Annotated in this window: 15 protein-coding genes; 3 read left to right on the top strand and 12 right to left on the bottom strand. The window is 66.7% G+C overall.

What is annotated here, in order from left to right; all coding sequences use genetic code 11:
• Positions 1 to 2 precede the first annotated feature (2 nt).
• Together ACLD0U_RS05460 and ACLD0U_RS05455 are read right to left on the bottom strand one after the other, a co-directional pair.
• Positions 3 to 941: a tetratricopeptide repeat protein gene (locus tag ACLD0U_RS05460; protein WP_410340038.1), complete on the bottom strand. Its 939-nt coding sequence runs from the start codon at positions 939 to 941 to the stop codon at positions 3 to 5.
• Positions 938 to 2,791: a glycosyl transferase gene (locus ACLD0U_RS05455; protein ID WP_410340037.1), complete on the bottom strand. Its 1,854-nt coding sequence runs from the start codon at positions 2,789 to 2,791 to the stop codon at positions 938 to 940. The genes ACLD0U_RS05460 and ACLD0U_RS05455 overlap by 4 nt, the downstream gene beginning before the upstream one ends.
• Before the next feature lie 175 nt (positions 2,792 to 2,966).
• On the opposite strand from ACLD0U_RS05455, the gene ACLD0U_RS05450 reads away from it, so the two are divergent.
• Complete coding sequence (locus tag ACLD0U_RS05450; protein ID WP_206549935.1) at positions 2,967 to 4,046, top strand: AI-2E family transporter; 1,080 nt, start codon at positions 2,967 to 2,969, stop codon at positions 4,044 to 4,046.
• A gap of 15 nt (positions 4,047 to 4,061) precedes the next feature.
• On the opposite strand, the gene ACLD0U_RS05445 is transcribed toward ACLD0U_RS05450, so the two are convergent.
• From ACLD0U_RS05445 to ACLD0U_RS05400, 10 genes are all read right to left on the bottom strand, one after another.
• On the bottom strand, positions 4,062 to 4,349 hold the full coding sequence (locus ACLD0U_RS05445; RefSeq protein ID WP_224817786.1) for a hypothetical protein: 288 nt from the start codon (positions 4,347 to 4,349) through the stop codon (positions 4,062 to 4,064).
• Between the two features lie 9 nt (positions 4,350 to 4,358).
• Positions 4,359 to 4,871 carry a transglycosylase SLT domain-containing protein gene (locus ACLD0U_RS05440; RefSeq protein ID WP_410340036.1) on the bottom strand — a complete coding sequence of 171 codons (513 nt, stop codon included), beginning with the start codon at positions 4,869 to 4,871 and terminating at the stop codon, positions 4,359 to 4,361.
• Between the two features lie 197 nt (positions 4,872 to 5,068).
• Entirely contained in the window at positions 5,069 to 5,653 is a 585-nt protein-coding gene (locus ACLD0U_RS05435) for a DivIVA domain-containing protein (RefSeq protein WP_410340035.1), read from the bottom strand.
• A complete protein-coding gene (locus ACLD0U_RS05430; RefSeq protein WP_410340034.1) occupies positions 5,650 to 6,867 on the bottom strand; it encodes a phosphatidate cytidylyltransferase in 1,218 nt (405 codons plus the stop codon). The genes ACLD0U_RS05435 and ACLD0U_RS05430 overlap by 4 nt, the downstream gene beginning before the upstream one ends.
• 3 nt (positions 6,868 to 6,870) lie before the next feature.
• Complete coding sequence (gene frr / locus ACLD0U_RS05425) at positions 6,871 to 7,425, bottom strand: ribosome recycling factor (RefSeq protein ID WP_179410965.1); 555 nt, start codon at positions 7,423 to 7,425, stop codon at positions 6,871 to 6,873.
• A gap of 72 nt (positions 7,426 to 7,497) precedes the next feature.
• Positions 7,498 to 8,214 (bottom strand): UMP kinase, encoded by a 717-nt coding sequence (pyrH, locus tag ACLD0U_RS05420; RefSeq protein ID WP_179410966.1) that lies wholly within the window; start codon positions 8,212 to 8,214, stop codon positions 7,498 to 7,500.
• 93 nt (positions 8,215 to 8,307) lie between these two features.
• Positions 8,308 to 9,135: a translation elongation factor Ts gene (tsf, locus tag ACLD0U_RS05415; protein WP_410340033.1), complete on the bottom strand. Its 828-nt coding sequence runs from the start codon at positions 9,133 to 9,135 to the stop codon at positions 8,308 to 8,310.
• Between the two features lie 41 nt (positions 9,136 to 9,176).
• Positions 9,177 to 10,016, bottom strand: coding sequence for a 30S ribosomal protein S2 (gene rpsB, locus ACLD0U_RS05410; protein ID WP_179410968.1), 840 nt, complete (start codon positions 10,014 to 10,016; stop codon positions 9,177 to 9,179).
• A gap of 261 nt (positions 10,017 to 10,277) precedes the next feature.
• Positions 10,278 to 10,685: a hypothetical protein gene (locus ACLD0U_RS05405; RefSeq protein ID WP_206549937.1), complete on the bottom strand. Its 408-nt coding sequence runs from the start codon at positions 10,683 to 10,685 to the stop codon at positions 10,278 to 10,280.
• Between the two features lie 107 nt (positions 10,686 to 10,792).
• A complete protein-coding gene (locus ACLD0U_RS05400) occupies positions 10,793 to 11,971 on the bottom strand; it encodes a phosphotransferase (protein WP_410340032.1) in 1,179 nt (392 codons plus the stop codon).
• Between the two features lie 89 nt (positions 11,972 to 12,060).
• Here ACLD0U_RS05400 and ACLD0U_RS05395 point away from each other — a divergent pair, with 89 nt between their 5' ends.
• Positions 12,061 to 13,596: a sensor histidine kinase gene (locus tag ACLD0U_RS05395; protein ID WP_410340031.1), complete on the top strand. Its 1,536-nt coding sequence runs from the start codon at positions 12,061 to 12,063 to the stop codon at positions 13,594 to 13,596.
• A gap of 2 nt (positions 13,597 to 13,598) precedes the next feature.
• Positions 13,599 to 14,255 carry a response regulator transcription factor gene (locus tag ACLD0U_RS05390; RefSeq protein ID WP_179410972.1) on the top strand — a complete coding sequence of 219 codons (657 nt, stop codon included), beginning with the start codon at positions 13,599 to 13,601 and terminating at the stop codon, positions 14,253 to 14,255.
• The last annotated feature ends 181 nt before the right edge of the window (positions 14,256 to 14,436 follow it).

The raw sequence follows: 14,436 nt of genomic DNA, 5'->3' as shown, positions 1-14,436 counted from the left end.
GCTCAGAAGAGCAGCGATGCCAGGCGCGTGCGTGCGGACGCCACGCGCGGGTCGGCGGGCCCGACCAGGTCGAACAGCTCGACGAGGCGTGCGCGCACGCGCGGTCGGTCGTCACCATCGGATGCGACGAAAAGGTCGAGCAGTCGACCGAACGCATCGTCGACGTGTCCCCCGGCGATGTCCATGTCGGCCACCGCGAACTGGGCGTCGACGTCAGCCGGAGCGGCGGCAGCAGCCGCGCGCACCTGCTGCAGGTCCAGTCCCTGGACCCGGTCGAGGAGACGCACCTGCCCGAGGCCGGCCTTGGCCTCCTCGTCACGCGGATTCTCCGCCAGAGCCTTCTCGTAGGCGGTGATCGCCCGCGGGTAGTCGCCGGCCTCAATGGCCTCGAATGCCTCTGCGTGCAGCGGCGGCAACGGCGCCTCTTCCGGCTCGACGGCCTGTTCGTCCGACTCGGCGCCGTCTGCGGGGACGCTCCCGGTCACGCCATTCTGCGCGGCCACTTCGAGCAGCCGAGCGAAGACCTCGCGCACCTGCTCCTCGGGGACGGCGCCGGTGAACATCGGCACCGGCTGCCCGCCGATCAGAGCCACAACCATCGGAATGGACTGCGCACGGAACGCCTGCGCGATCTGCGGGTTGGCATCGACATCCACCTTGGCGAGCACGACGCGACCATTCTGCTCGCGGGTCACCTTCTCGATGATCGGGCTGAGCTGCTTGCAGGGGCCACACCATTCGGCCCACAGATCGACGACCACGGGAACGGTACGCGAGAGCTCGAGGATCTCGCCGAACGTGGCGTCGGTGACATCGACGACGACGCCCGGGGCGGCCGCCGATGCAGCGGCGGTGGCGTCGGACGCCGGCTGCGTGTCACGTCCGCGCAGAGAAGAGAGGTCGACAGCTCCGCGGAGAGCCGCGGCAGAGATTTCGGTCACTTGATCACCTTCACGCTGAGGAGGTCCTGGTGGTACGCGAGCAGACGGATCTGCTCATTCGAGCCCTGCGCCGGAACGGCGAAGAACAACTGGATCGCGTAGGTCGTCTCGAACCCCTTCGCCGATTCCTTGACATCGGTCAGGACCTTCGCCTCTTCGTTGTCGCCGATTCTGATCACGGCGTCCTTGTTCGTGGGAGTGATCCGTTCTGTGTCCAACACGCTGACCGCGACGACCGCACCACTGTCCAGAGTGGCGAACGACAGCGGCTCATCAGACGACCCGGTCATGTTGAACTTTGCCTTCGACGTCTTCGCGGCGTCCTTGTCCTTCAGCCCCTGGACGACGGCATCCCTGCTGTCGCGCACCGTCTCGGCCAGGGACTGCGACATCTCGTCGAATCGTCCGGCGTACTCGCTCTTGTCGCCCTCGTCGACATAGTCCGCGAAAGCGTCCGCCAGCTCAGAGGGAGGCAACGAGAGGAAGGGCGACTCGGTCGGCACCCGCGTGGCGCCGAGCCAGGCCGGCGCAACATCCGGGAACTCCGACGAGGCGGGCATGTCGGCGATCTCAGCGACCCGATAGTCGGCCCATGGGTCGGCCTGGGTCATGGTCAGCAGGACGGGCGGCACCGTCTCGTCCTCTTCTGACACCGTCAGTACGAGCACGCTGCGTGGCCAACTGTCCGTCGCCTCGGGCAAGAGGATCTTCACCTTGTCGCGCGGAGCCGTCATCTCGCCATCGCGCTCGGCGATCTCATCACGCAAGATGTACTCGGTGCGACGGCTCTCCAAAGCCGGCCCGCTCAGGCGCGTCTCGGCCAGATCGATATCGAGATCGGCATCCGCCTGTGCGACGGTCGCCGCGATCTCAGAGACGATCCGCTGGCCCTGCTTCTCGCTGACGACGGGCGGCTTCTGGTCCTCGGGCGTGACGATAGTCGGCGTGGGGGTGGGTGTGGGCGTGCCAGCGCCGAACTCGGGCCACGAGTCCGCCGTGCACCCGGTGGCAAGGACAGCGGTCATCGCCAGCGCGGGCAGACCGATGGCAAGGCGCCGAGTGGTGGCGGACCGGCGCTGCTGCGCGTGCTCCCCACCCGAGGCTCGGTCACTGCCCTGTGCCGGGCCGGTCGGAGCCTGGACTCCCCCGTCGATCGCTGCCGCCGCTGCGGAATCAGCAACGCCGATCGGCTGCGTCTCGGGCAGAGGTCCGACGCCCTTGCGTCGGGGGCCGCGGCCTCGTCGCTGGTGGCGGATGGCGAGGATGTACAGCACCAGACCGACGACGAGCATCACACCGCCAGCCGTCATGAGCGGACCGACCATCGGGGTGCTGTTGTCGAGCGGCCAGGAGATCAGAATGTTCTCGGGTGCCGGCTCCACACCGTCACGGGCGATGAGCACGCTGTGTCCCTCGGTGAGCTGCAGTTCGGTCACCAGCTTGTCCTGCTCACTGAACGAATCCAGCCAGAGATCGGAGCCGACCGGGCTACGCCCAGCGGTCTCCCCGCCGACGGCGGGTTCCTGTGCCGCGTCCACGGCGGTGGACTCCGGCTCGCCCTCCGCAGTGAGCGTGACGTGAGTGTACTCAGCGTCCGAGAGCCACGCCTCCATGTCGGCGGTGCGTCCGTACGCCACGAAGATGTCGCCCTCGCCGGTCACGATCATCGTCTGCAGTCCTTCGCGGGACGCGAGCACTTCGGCGTCGACGAGGACGAAGGGAGCGGGTTCGCTCACACTGAGTTCCATCTGCTCGGCAGACGGCCCCTTGAAGATGGTGTCCTGGGCGATCCCGGCTCCGATGAGAACCGTGGCCAGCACGAAGGCCACGACGGCCCATACGAAACGCACGAATCAGCTCCTTACGTGACCCCGGGCATTCGCCGATGGTCTCCGTTCGGCTTCCGATTTTAGCGAAACCACCTGTGCGTTGCCCACGAGGCGCGGGCACGCGTCTGAGTCGGCCCGTCGCGCGTCGTACGGAACGCGAGCGATTAGGCTTCTCTGCACGGCGATCAGGAGAGCAATGAAGATCCACAACACGTTCCGCACCGCGCTCGTGGCGACCCTCGGGGTGGGGCTGGGCATTCTGATCCTGACGAGCATGCAGACGCTGTCGACGGTGATCCTCTACATCGGAACCGCACTGTTCCTGAGTCTGGGCCTGGATCCGGTCGTCAGCATGCTCGAACGGCGCGGTCTGCCTCGTTGGGCGGCCGTCGTCGTGACGATCCTCGCCGTGCTGAGCATTTTCGCCGCCGTGGTTCTCATCGTGCTGCCGGTGTTGATCGAACAGATCTCGCAGCTGGTCGAGCAACTGACGCCTCTCGTACAGAACGGTGAACGCACGATCGACTCGCTGAAACAGTGGATGACCGATACGTTCCCGAATCTCGCTGTTGACGACGTCTTCGCGTACGTCACCGACTGGATGGAGCGCGAGGACTGGCAGAGCACTGTCGCCGACTGGACCGAGACCATCGGTGCGGGCGTGCTCGTCGTCGGCGGAGCGGTACTGGCCGGACTGTTCGGCGCCTTCATCGTGCTCGTGCTGACGATCTATCTGACGGCGTCGACACCGTCGCTCAAGAGCTCGGTGTATCAGCTGGTGCCGGCGTCGAAGCGTGAGCGCTTCATCGATATCGCCGATCAGATCACTGACTCCGTCGGGCACTACGTCATGGGCCAGGTGTCGCTCGGGGTCATCAACGGCATCCTCAGCGCGATCTATCTGTCGATCATCGACGCACCCTTCACCGCCGTGCTCGCCGTCATCGCGTTCTTCTTCTCGCTGATCCCGCTCGTGGGAACGCTCACCGGGTCGACAATCATCGTGCTCGCGTGCCTGCTGCCCGGGGTGGGTTCCCCCGCCACCGCGCTGGCGGCCGCCATCTACTATCTGATCTACATGCAGGTCGAGGCGTACTTCATCGCACCGCGCATCATGAGCCGTGCCGTATCGGTGCCCGGTGCCGTCGTGGTGATCGCCGCGCTGTCCGGCGGCGCACTACTCGGTCTGCTGGGCGCACTGATCGCCATCCCGGTCGCGGCCAGCATTCTGATCATCTACCGACAGGTCGTCATCCCACGGATGGACAGCCGCTAGCTGTAGCACCTCGTCTCAAGCGATGCGCCAGCACTGCGTGTGCCAATGCCGTCGAGCCGCCAGGTCAGCCGTCTCACCCAGAACGCCGTCCGCGCGCCAGACCACGACATGCGCCGTCTGCGGGACGATCGCGCGGTGGCATCCCGGACACGTGTAGTCCTTGACGGCCTGTACCGCGGAAACGGGCTGTACGACCCATTCGCGGCCTCGCCGGGTCTCGGTTCGCTTCCAACCCGCCAACAGGCGCTGGAAAGAGTCCTCGGCGTCAGAACGCTCGGGTCTTCTCTTGCGTGAACGTGCCATGCCGGTGGATTACCACCAGTGGTTGCGGGTCCAGAAATCGTACGCCGCAGCCCAGCTGCCGTAGCGCCCGGTCGCATAGCCGTTGCCCCAGCGGAGGTTATCGACCGGGTTGTATCCGTTCCCCGGCACCTTGCTGCACGGCAGCGCCTGCACCAGACCGCATGCCCCCGAAGACGGGTTGGTCGCGTTCGGATTCCATCCGCTCTCGCGCGAGACGATGTAGTCGACGTATCCCCAGTCGGACTGCGCGATGCCCGCTGCCGTCATCCAGTCCTGCTTCGAACCGCCGCCCGAGTAGCGTGGCGGTGCGGCGCTACCGCCTCCGCCTCCACCACCGCCGCTGGACGATGCGGCGACCGGAGCGGGCTTCGGCTTCGGCTTCGGCTTCACATACACGTCGAAACCGCTGCGGACCATCGCCTCGATCTTCGCGCCGTCTGCACTGACCGCAATGCTCTGCGTTTCACCTTCGGCCACCGAGAACGCCGTCAGCGGCGCCTCCTGCGTCTGAGGCTCTGCCATCGCCATGCCTGTCGGGGCGATCATCGCCGCGGACAGCCCAACGACCGCGAGGCCTGCCAGTAGCGTCTTCCCACGGCGCCGCTGAGGGCGGGACGCCTTCGGCCGCTGCGATACAGGTCGCGTCGAGATCAATTGGTTATCGGGAGTCACGATGGGCACCAGTCTATGCGCACTTGTCTGAATCATCGATGAACGCGTCAGCGGACAGCGAGCATCACCTCGATGGTCGCATCAAACACAGCATCCACCTGCTCCTCGCGATAACCGCCGCGCTGCATGCGGAACGCGGCGCCACGCACCTGCGCGACAGTCAGCGCGTCGCCGTCGCGCAGAAAAGCAGCGATCCGGTCAGCCGCATGATCGACCTCGTCGATGCGGTACCCGAAAGTGAGGAAGCCGGTACGGGCGAACCGCTGGCCCGCCGGGCGGCTGAGACGGTCGAGCACGATCTGCGCTTCCTCGCGCGCACCGGCGACCCATGCATCGACCCCGCTCTCGTGCACCGTGCGCTCACGCGATCGCGCAGCGAACGCATCTTCCACGCGGGCAAGAGCGGCATCGACGTCAGAGATGACATAGCCGTGCTTCACCAATGGGAACGATGCCGACCGCACGTCCGCAGCGCCGAAGTCCGGGCGTCCGCTCTCGAACGCGGCACGCGCCGACTCGAGAAAGGTGTCGACCGCGGCGCGGTGATACCCCCGGGTGCGGCCGGATGTCAGGGGGAACGCCGCAGGTGCCTCCTCAGCAGGCGTCGAAACAGCGTCATCGTCTCTCATCATGCTCCGATCCACGGTGCGAGCAGGAACGACAGCGCCAGAGCCGGGACCGTCGAAGGCAACAGGCTGTCCAACCGGTCGAGCACTCCGCCGTGACCGGGCAACCAGGAGCTCATGTCCTTGATGCCGAGATCGCGCTTGAGCATCGATTCGCCCAGATCTCCCAGCGTCGCCGACAGCAGGATCGACCCGCCGAGGATGAGCCCTGCCCACCAGGGCAGGTGGAGTGCGAAGATCGACATCAGCACACCCACGAGCAGAGCACCGGCCACAGCCCCTGCGAAGCCCTCCCAGGTCTTCTTCGGGCTGATGCGCGGCGCCATCGGATGCTTGCCGAACGCCAGCCCTGACGCGTAGGCGCAGGTGTCTGCCGCCACGGCGATCGCCACGAAGGACAGCACCCACCACTCGCCGTTGTCGCGACTGAGCAGGATCAGGGCCATGGACGTGAGGAACGGAACGTACACCTGCACGAACGCGCTCACCAGCACGTCAGCGAGAACGTCGCCATAGGTACGGCCATCCTGCGCGACCATCTGTGCGACCATTCGCCAGACCGCGACGAACGCGATAGCAGCGAACAGCACGACCCAACTGACCCACAGCGTCGTGAAGTATCCGACGAGCAGTATCGCTGCGCCACCGAGCAGTTGCGGGACGACGTCGATCCGTCGCCCACCCGCGCGCAGCGCGCGCGAGATCTCGTAGGTGGCCAGCAGGCCTGCCGCAACCGCGAACGGAACGAACAGCACCTTGTTGAACAGCAGTGAGGCAAGCAGCACCGCACCGATCGCAACACCGATGAGGATCGCCACGATCAGATCGCGGCCCGTGCGCTGCTTGATACGTTCGTTCGCCTGGTCGAACTGCTCTCGTGCCTGCGATACCTGCGACTCGATCTCATCCCGCGCCGCGCGCCACTGGTCACGGATCACGTTGTGATCGTGGTGGTGCTCTTCGTCGGCACCGGACCGCGGCGTCGTCGAATCAGGCATCGGCGGCCGGGGCGGCACGCTGCTCGCGTCGAACGCCGGAAAGGCGGCGTCGGTGAGCGGCACCGCCGCCGGTGCGACCGGTTTCGTGCCGCGCACCGGCGTGTCGGTGTCTTCCGCCGACGAAGCGGCGGCCTCCGGGGCCTCCGGGGACGAGGACTGCTCGCTCAAGCGTGCTTCACGCCGCGTGAGCGGACGTTCCTCGGAGTCGCTATCACCAGGCATGGATCAGACCTCGAGGAGCTCTGCCTCTTTGCGCTTGAGCGCCTCGTCGACGGCATCGACGTGCTGACGGGTGAGAGCATCCAGCTCTTTCTCACCCCGCGCGATCTCGTCCTCGCCCACCTCGGCCTTGAGCGCATCGAGCTGGTCCTTCGCCTTCCGGCGGATGCCGCGCAGCTGCACCTTGGCATCCTCGCCCTTGGAGCGAACGAGCTTGACGTACTCCTTGCGGCGCTCTTCCGTCAGCTCAGGCATCGTCACGCGAACGATGTTGCCGTCGTTGGTCGGGTTCGCACCCAGGTTCGGCATGTCGCGGATAGCCTGCTCGATCGCCTTGAGAGCGCTCTTGTCGTACGGCGTGACGATGAGCGTTCGCGCTTCGGGGTTGGCCATCGAGGCGAGCTGCGCGATCGGCGTCGGCGAGCCGTAGTAGTCCACCATCAGCTTCTGGAACAGCTGCGGGTTGGCACGACCGGTGCGCACCGTGGCGAAGTCCTCTTTGGCGGCATCGACCGCGCGCGTCATTCGTGCAGTGGTATCAGTGAGGACATCCGCGATCACGGGGGCTCCTTAGGTCGGGGGTTTCAGCAATTCTATCCGGCGCGTGCGCGCCGATTCGCGAGCGACGAACCGTCAGGAGGTGACGAGCGTGCCGATCTGCTCGCCCAGCAGTGCCCGGGTGACGTTGCCCGCGGGCTCCATCCCGAACACGCGCATGTCCATGTTGTTGTCCATGCACAGGCTGAAGGCGGTCGAATCGACCACCTTGAGACCGCGCTGCAGCGCATCACGGTACGTCACGCGGTCGATGCGCTCGGCACTGGCATCCTTGTGCGGGTCCGCGGTATAGATCGCGTCGACGCCGTTCTTCGCGACGAGCACCTCATCAGCGCGGATCTCGAGCGCGCGCTGCGCCGCGACGGTGTCGGTCGAGAAGTACGGGAGGCCGGCGCCAGCGCCGAAGATGACGACGCGCCCCTTCTCCATGTGGCGCTCCGCGCGCAGCGGAATGTACGACTCAGCGACCTGCGTCATCGAGATCGCCGACTGCACGCGCGTCGCCGCACCTGCCTGCTCCAAGAAGTCCTGCAGGGCGAGTGCGTTCATGACGGTCCCGAGCATGCCCATGTAGTCGGCGCGCCCGCGGTCCATTCCACGCTGGCTCAGCTCCGCACCGCGGAAGAAGTTGCCCCCGCCGACGACGATGGCGACCTCGACGCGATCGACAGCCGCCGCGATGTCGCGAGCGATCTGACCTACGACGTCGGGGTTGACGCCGAGCTGTCCGCCGCCGAATGCCTCGCCGGAGAGCTTCAGAAGGACGCGACGGCGTCCGGTGCGTTCAGTCATGGGGTGTGTCCTCTCATCCCGTCTCAAGATAGCGCCTCATGGGCATGAATAAGGGGGTTCGGATCGTGTGGATCCGAACCCCCTTGAAGGAAGTTACGCGCCGACCTTGAAGCGCGCGAAGTCGGTGACGGCGATGCCGGCGTCCTTCGCGACCTGCGCCACGGACAGCTTGTTGTCCTTCGCGTAGTCCTGCTCGAGGAGTGCGACCTGCTTGAAGTAAGCGGTCACGCGGCCCTCGACGATCTTCGGCAGAGCCGCCTCGGGCTTGCCCTCGTTGCGCGAGATCTCGGTCACGATCTCCCGCTCCTTCTCGACGTCGGCCGCCGGCACGTCCTCACGCGTGAGGTACGAGGGGTTCGCGAACGAGATGTGCTGGGCAATGCTGCGCGCGGTGTCCGCGTCGTCACCCGAGTAGGCGACGACAACACCGATCTGCGGCGGCAGGTCCTTGCTGGTGCGGTGCAGGTAGACCGAGTACGCGTCACCCTTCAGGGTGCGGACGCGACGCAGTTCGACCTTCTCGCCGATGATGGCGGCCTCGTCCGAGATCAGCTGCTCGACGGTCTGGTCGCCCACCGAGGCTGCGAGAGCAGCCTCCAGCGAGTCGGCACCGACGGCAGCAAGCGCGTCGGCAACCTTGTCGGCCAGAGCGATGAAGCGCTCGTTCTTGGCGACGAAGTCGGTCTCGCAGGCGAGCTCGATCAGCGTCACGCCGTTCTCGGTCTCGCGAGCGGCGATCAGGCCCTCGCTCGTCGAGCGGTCGGCGCGCTTCGCGTTGCCCTTGGCGCCCTTCAGGCGCAGGATCTCAGTGGCCTTCGCGACGTCTCCGTCAGCCTCTTCGAGCGCCTTCTTGGTGTCGACCATTCCGGTGCCGAGCTGCTCGCGCAGTGCCTTGATGTCGGCGATGGTGAAGTTGGCCATTGTGGTGGCTCCTTGCTTCGTGTCTGTGCGTACGGGGTGGCTTACTTGGCGTCGGCGGCAGTCTCGGCCGGAGCCTCGTCCGCGGCCGGAGCCTCGGCGGGGGTCTCTTCGGTCGAAGCAGCCTCGGCACCGGTCTCGAGAAGCTCGCGCTCCCACTCGGCGAGCGGCTCGGCGTCGCCGGCCTCGGGGTTGTGCTTCTGCTGCAGGCCCTCAGCGGCAGCGTCGGCGATGATGCGAGTCAGCAGCGAGACCGAGCGGATCGCGTCGTCGTTGCCGGGGATCGGGTACTGGAAGTCGTCCGGGTCGGCGTTGGTGTCGAGGATGCCGATGACCGGGATACCCAGCTTCTTCGCCTCGTCGATGGCGAGGTGCTCGCGCTTGGCGTCGACGACCCAGAGCGCCGAAGGGGTCTTCGACAGGTTGCGGATACCACCGAGCGACTTGTGCAGCTTGTCGAGCTCGCGCTTCTTGAGCAGCAGCTCCTTCTTGGTGAAGCCGGATGCTGCCGGGTTCTCGTAGTCGAGCTCCTCGAGCTCCTTCATACGAGCGAGGCGCTTGGCGATCGTCGAGAAGTTGGTAAGGAGGCCACCCAGCCAGCGCTGGTTGACGAAGGGCTGACCGACACGCTCAGCCTGCTCGGCGAGGATCTCCTGTGCCTGCTTCTTGGTGCCGACGAACAGGATCGTGCCGCCGCGTGCGACCGTCTCCTTGACGAAGTCGTATGCGTTGTCGATGTACGCCAGCGACTGCTGCAGGTCGATGATGTGGATGCCGCTGCGCTCGGTGAGGATGAAGCGCTTGACCTTCGGGTTCCACCGACGCGTCTGGTGTCCGAAGTGAACGCCGCTGTCGAGCAGCTGGCGGATGGTGACCACAGCCATGGTCGTCTCCTGGTTCTGGCGCGTGGCGCCGTTGAGGTTGTTTTCGTCGGCTTTGCGACCGACGATCCTGGTGCCCGGCGCACACCCGCCTGCCGTAGAGCAGGACCGCTGGGAGTGGATGCCGCGAAGAGATTCGCTATGGGCACGCGTAGTCACCCCGACTTCGAGGTGCCCTCCCAGTGTACAGGATCGCCCTCACTCCCAGATGACACGAGCGAGCCCCGGGAGAGTTCCCGGGGCTCGCTCGCTCTGCAACCGAAGTCAGTCCGATGCTGCGGACGCCACTGATGCCGCCGACGCTGCCGAGGCGACGCTCGGCGGAGAGACGGCCGACGGGGCGGATGCGACGCTGGGGGCGGATGCGACGCTGGGCGCCGAGTCGGCGCTGGGCGCAGAGTACGGGGAGGCTGCGGACGCCACGGATGCTGCGGATGCCACGGTCACCGCGCTCGGCGCGCTGACGACGGTCACCGACGAGTTCGTCTGCTGCAGGTGCACGGTGGCACCGTCGATGACACCGCCGCGCTCGGTCACCTCACCACCGGGGACGACAGTCCCCTCGGTGGTCTCCAGGCGCATCGTGTCAGCCGCGGCTGCCGCTGCGGTGGCCATCACGCTCAGGCCGACCAGTCCGCCGACGCCGTATGCGATCCACTTCTTCTTCGTCATCGTGCAGTCCTTCGCTTCTCATGGGACCGGCTCGTGCGCCGTTCCGCCTGTGTATCTATCGTCTCGACCCCTCCTAAGCAGTATCGAAAGAGATCATGAGGGCGTTCTTATGTTTCTTCGGTCTGGTCCCCCGCCGAGCCGCCGTCGACGATGCGTTGCGCCGTGGCGCACAGCGTCTGCGCTCCTGTCGTATCGCCGTGAACCCGCGCGCTGTTGGCTTGACCGAGCAGATGGATGCCCGTGAATCCGCGGACACGGGGGTCGCCCCAGCGCTCCAACGCCGCGTCAGCGAGCCTCCCGATGCGGGCACGATGATCAACACCCGTGAGGCGCGCGCTCGCGACCGCATGGGCGATGAAAGCTGCGGAGTCCTCGGCCGCGTCACCGCGCCCCAGCGTATCGACGTCGATCATGCCGCTGATGCCGGCGCCCTCACCCGCAAGAAAGAGCTGCCCGAAGTGCAGATCACCGTGCACGACGGTGTCTTCTCGCACCGTCGCGTTCGCCAGCAGTGTTCGGATGCCCGCCACCAGACGCTGCACCCCGACGGCGTCCCCCGCGTGACCCGCGTACCAGTCGAGGCGGCCAGCGATCGACGGGGCCGGTCGGTCCCAGACGACGCCCGAGATCTGCGCACGGAGCGCGTCGACCGAATCGAGCAGCGATCGGGGGCTCCACCGGGTATCCGCCGCCGGCGTACCCACCGCCGAGTCCAGCACAAGCAGCCCGTCCGGCGCCCAGCCACGCAGGGTCGGAACGGGCAGGCCGGCTTCCGTGCAGGCAAGATGCGCACCCACAATCCGGTCCAGACGCCGCGGACGCACCACCTTCAGCCAGACATCGCCACCATCGGTTGCGGCGCGCAGCACTGCGCGGCGTCCAGGGCGGTACCCGACCATGGTCAGCTCACCCGTGGCGACGAGTCCCAGTCGCGCCAGCAACGCCTTGGCCGCGTGTCCGAACGCCGTCGCGGCGAGGGCGGGCAGGTGGGGATCCGCCGGGTGCGCCCAGATCCGCGCCTCGGGGCGCGCCGGGTCATCCCCTGTCGCCAACCCCGTTTCGGCCCGTACCGGAAGGCGCGACGTGTCCACGTACCAGATCTGCTCCGGTGAGTCCGCCGTCGGTGCGAATCCCGAGACTGAGCCTTCACCGAGGGGTTCTCTGCTGACCAGGCGGAGCGCCGTGCCGTCGCCCCCGGTCTCGGCGGCAACGTCACCGAGCGCCTCTCGCAACAGCATGAAGTCGGGGTCGCTGTGCAACGGGTGCGATCGGGCGTGAGCGTGCATCCACTCATTGCATCATGAGGCGCCCGTCGACTCGATGAGACCTCTCTTAGGGCGTCAGTGCGTTGTGAGGATTGCGGGATACTGGGGTGGTGACCGGCCCCGCAGACTCCTCGAATCGCCGGAGCCGTCTCGCGAGCGTGCTGCGCCCGCGCATGGTCTCCGTGCGCACCCGCATCGTCGCCGCGATCACCGCGACCATGGCACTCGGTCTGCTCGCCGTCGGAGGCGCTGTGTACTTCGTTGAGCGCCAGTCGACCCTGGACCAGATGGACGAAAGACTGCGAGCCAACCTCGACACCACCCGGTTCATCGTCGCAGAAGGGGAAGCGCTGGCATCCGACTCTCCCGAGCGTCAGCCGTGGAGCACCCCGACCGCGGCGCTGCGCTCGGTCGTTGAGCGCATGAGCGCCGATGACAACACCGGTGTCATGGGAATGGTCGCGAACGAGATCAACATGGTTCCCGGCGTCCGGCTGGACGTCGACCTGAGTGGCGCGGATGTGTTTGCGGAGTACATCCAAGAGCAGACCGCCGCCGGTGAACCGGTCATCGGGACGTACGTCGACGACGACCTCGCCTGGCGCTACCTCGCAGCCCCCATCGTCGTCGAGAGCAGCACAGGCGATGATCCCGCGGTGTTCGTCATGGTCTATGACATCCACGCCGAGCTGGCAGAGTTCGAAGACACCGCGCGGGTGTTCGTGATCGCTTCGCTCATCGCCCTCGTCCTCGTCGCCGCCGTCGGCGGCATCGTCGCCACGCGATTGCTGCGACCGCTGCGACAGATGCGCGAGATCGCGACGCGCGTATCGGCGCGTTCGCTGGACGAGCGAATTCCCGTTGTCGGCAACGACGACGTCGCCGACCTCGCCCGAACGATGAATGCGATGCTGGATCGGCTCGACGCGGCTCTCGATTCGCAGCGCCGTCTGCTCAGCGATGTGGGACACGAACTGAAGACGCCGATAACGATCGTGCACGGGCATATCGAGGTGATGGACCCGACCGACGTCGAGGACGTGCGTGCGACTCAGGCTCTGACGCTGGATGAGCTCGAGCGGATGGGGCGCCTTGTGCAGGATCTCTCCGACGCCGCTTCGCTGCACGGATCATCGCCCGTGACTCCGACGTCGGTGGATCTCGCCGATCTGCTCGATCAGATCGCTCGCAAGGCGCAGGGCATCACCGGAGCCGAGATCAGCGTCGGTGCGCGTGCGCGCGGGAGGGCGATGATCGATGCCGCCCGCGTCACCCAGGCGATGCTGCAGCTCGCGCAGAACGCCGTCGCCTACGGCGGTGGCCGCATCGTGCTCGGCAGCAGACTGACCGGACGGCATGTCGAACTGTGGGTGCGCGACTTCGGCCCTGGTATTCCCGACGAAGACAAAGACGAGATCTTCGAGCGGTTCCGTCGCGCGGCCACCTCGGACGGCGTCAACGGCAGCGGGCTCGGCCTCAATATCGTGCGCCTGATCGCTCACGCACACGGCGGCAGCGTCCGCGTTGACGACGCCGCGGGCGGCGGGGCCCTGTTCACGATCCGCTTGCCACGCGGGCCGGTCGACGAGGCGCAGATCGATCGCGAAGCAACACCCGCTGGCGTCGCGCCGGCCGAGAAGGAGTGACGATGGCATCCATCCTCATCGCCGACGATGAACCCCGCATTTCGGGGTTCATCGACAAGGGATTGCGCGCGGCGGGGTTCGCCACCCGGGTTGCCGCGACCGGCCCCGACGCGCTCGCGTTGGCACTCACCGACGAGTTCGACCTTCTCGTGCTCGATGTGAATCTGCCCGGTTTCGACGGCTTTCACGTTCTGGAGCAGCTGCGCGGTTCGGGCTCGACCCTGCCCGTGATCATGCTCACCGCCCGCGTCGAGTTGCACGACACGATCGCGGGTCTGGAGGGCGGGGCCGATGACTACCTCGGCAAGCCGTTCCGTTTCGACGAGTTACTCGCTCGCATTCGCCTGCGCATGCGGCGGGACGCGCCGGGTGCATCGCTGGATCTCAGCCACGGCGAACTCCACCTGGATGTGCGCAGCAGACGCGCCCGTATCGGTGAGCACGATGTCGAGCTGTCGGCCCGCGAGTTCGCCCTCGCCGAAGAGCTGGTGCGACACGCAGGACAGGTGCTCAGCCGTGAGCAGCTGCTCAGTCGCGTGTGGGGTTACGACTTCGATCCGGGGTCGAACGTCGCCGACGTGTACATCGGTTATCTGCGTCAGAAGCTCGGGTCTGATCTGATCGAGACCGTGCGCGGGGTCGGCTACCGCTTGGTGTGAGATTCGGCGGCGAGCCTGTCGTCCCCAGAACGGCTCGCCGGGACAGTTCTCCACCGCCGCCGGAAGTAGCGCTCGCACCGCGGTGCAGCGCGGGCAGGGTGGACGGATGCGCCCACCGTCTCGCGTTCCCCTCTCAACCCGCCGCTCCCCCATCCGCACGCCTGTGCGATGGCGGAGACAC

This window comes from Microbacterium sp. 2216-1 (assembly GCF_046507855.1).
Taxonomy (GTDB): Bacteria; Actinomycetota; Actinomycetes; order Actinomycetales; family Microbacteriaceae; genus Microbacterium; species Microbacterium esteraromaticum_C.
The sequence above is the reverse complement of the archived record's forward strand: the minus strand, read 5'-3'. Positions and strand labels throughout refer to the sequence as shown.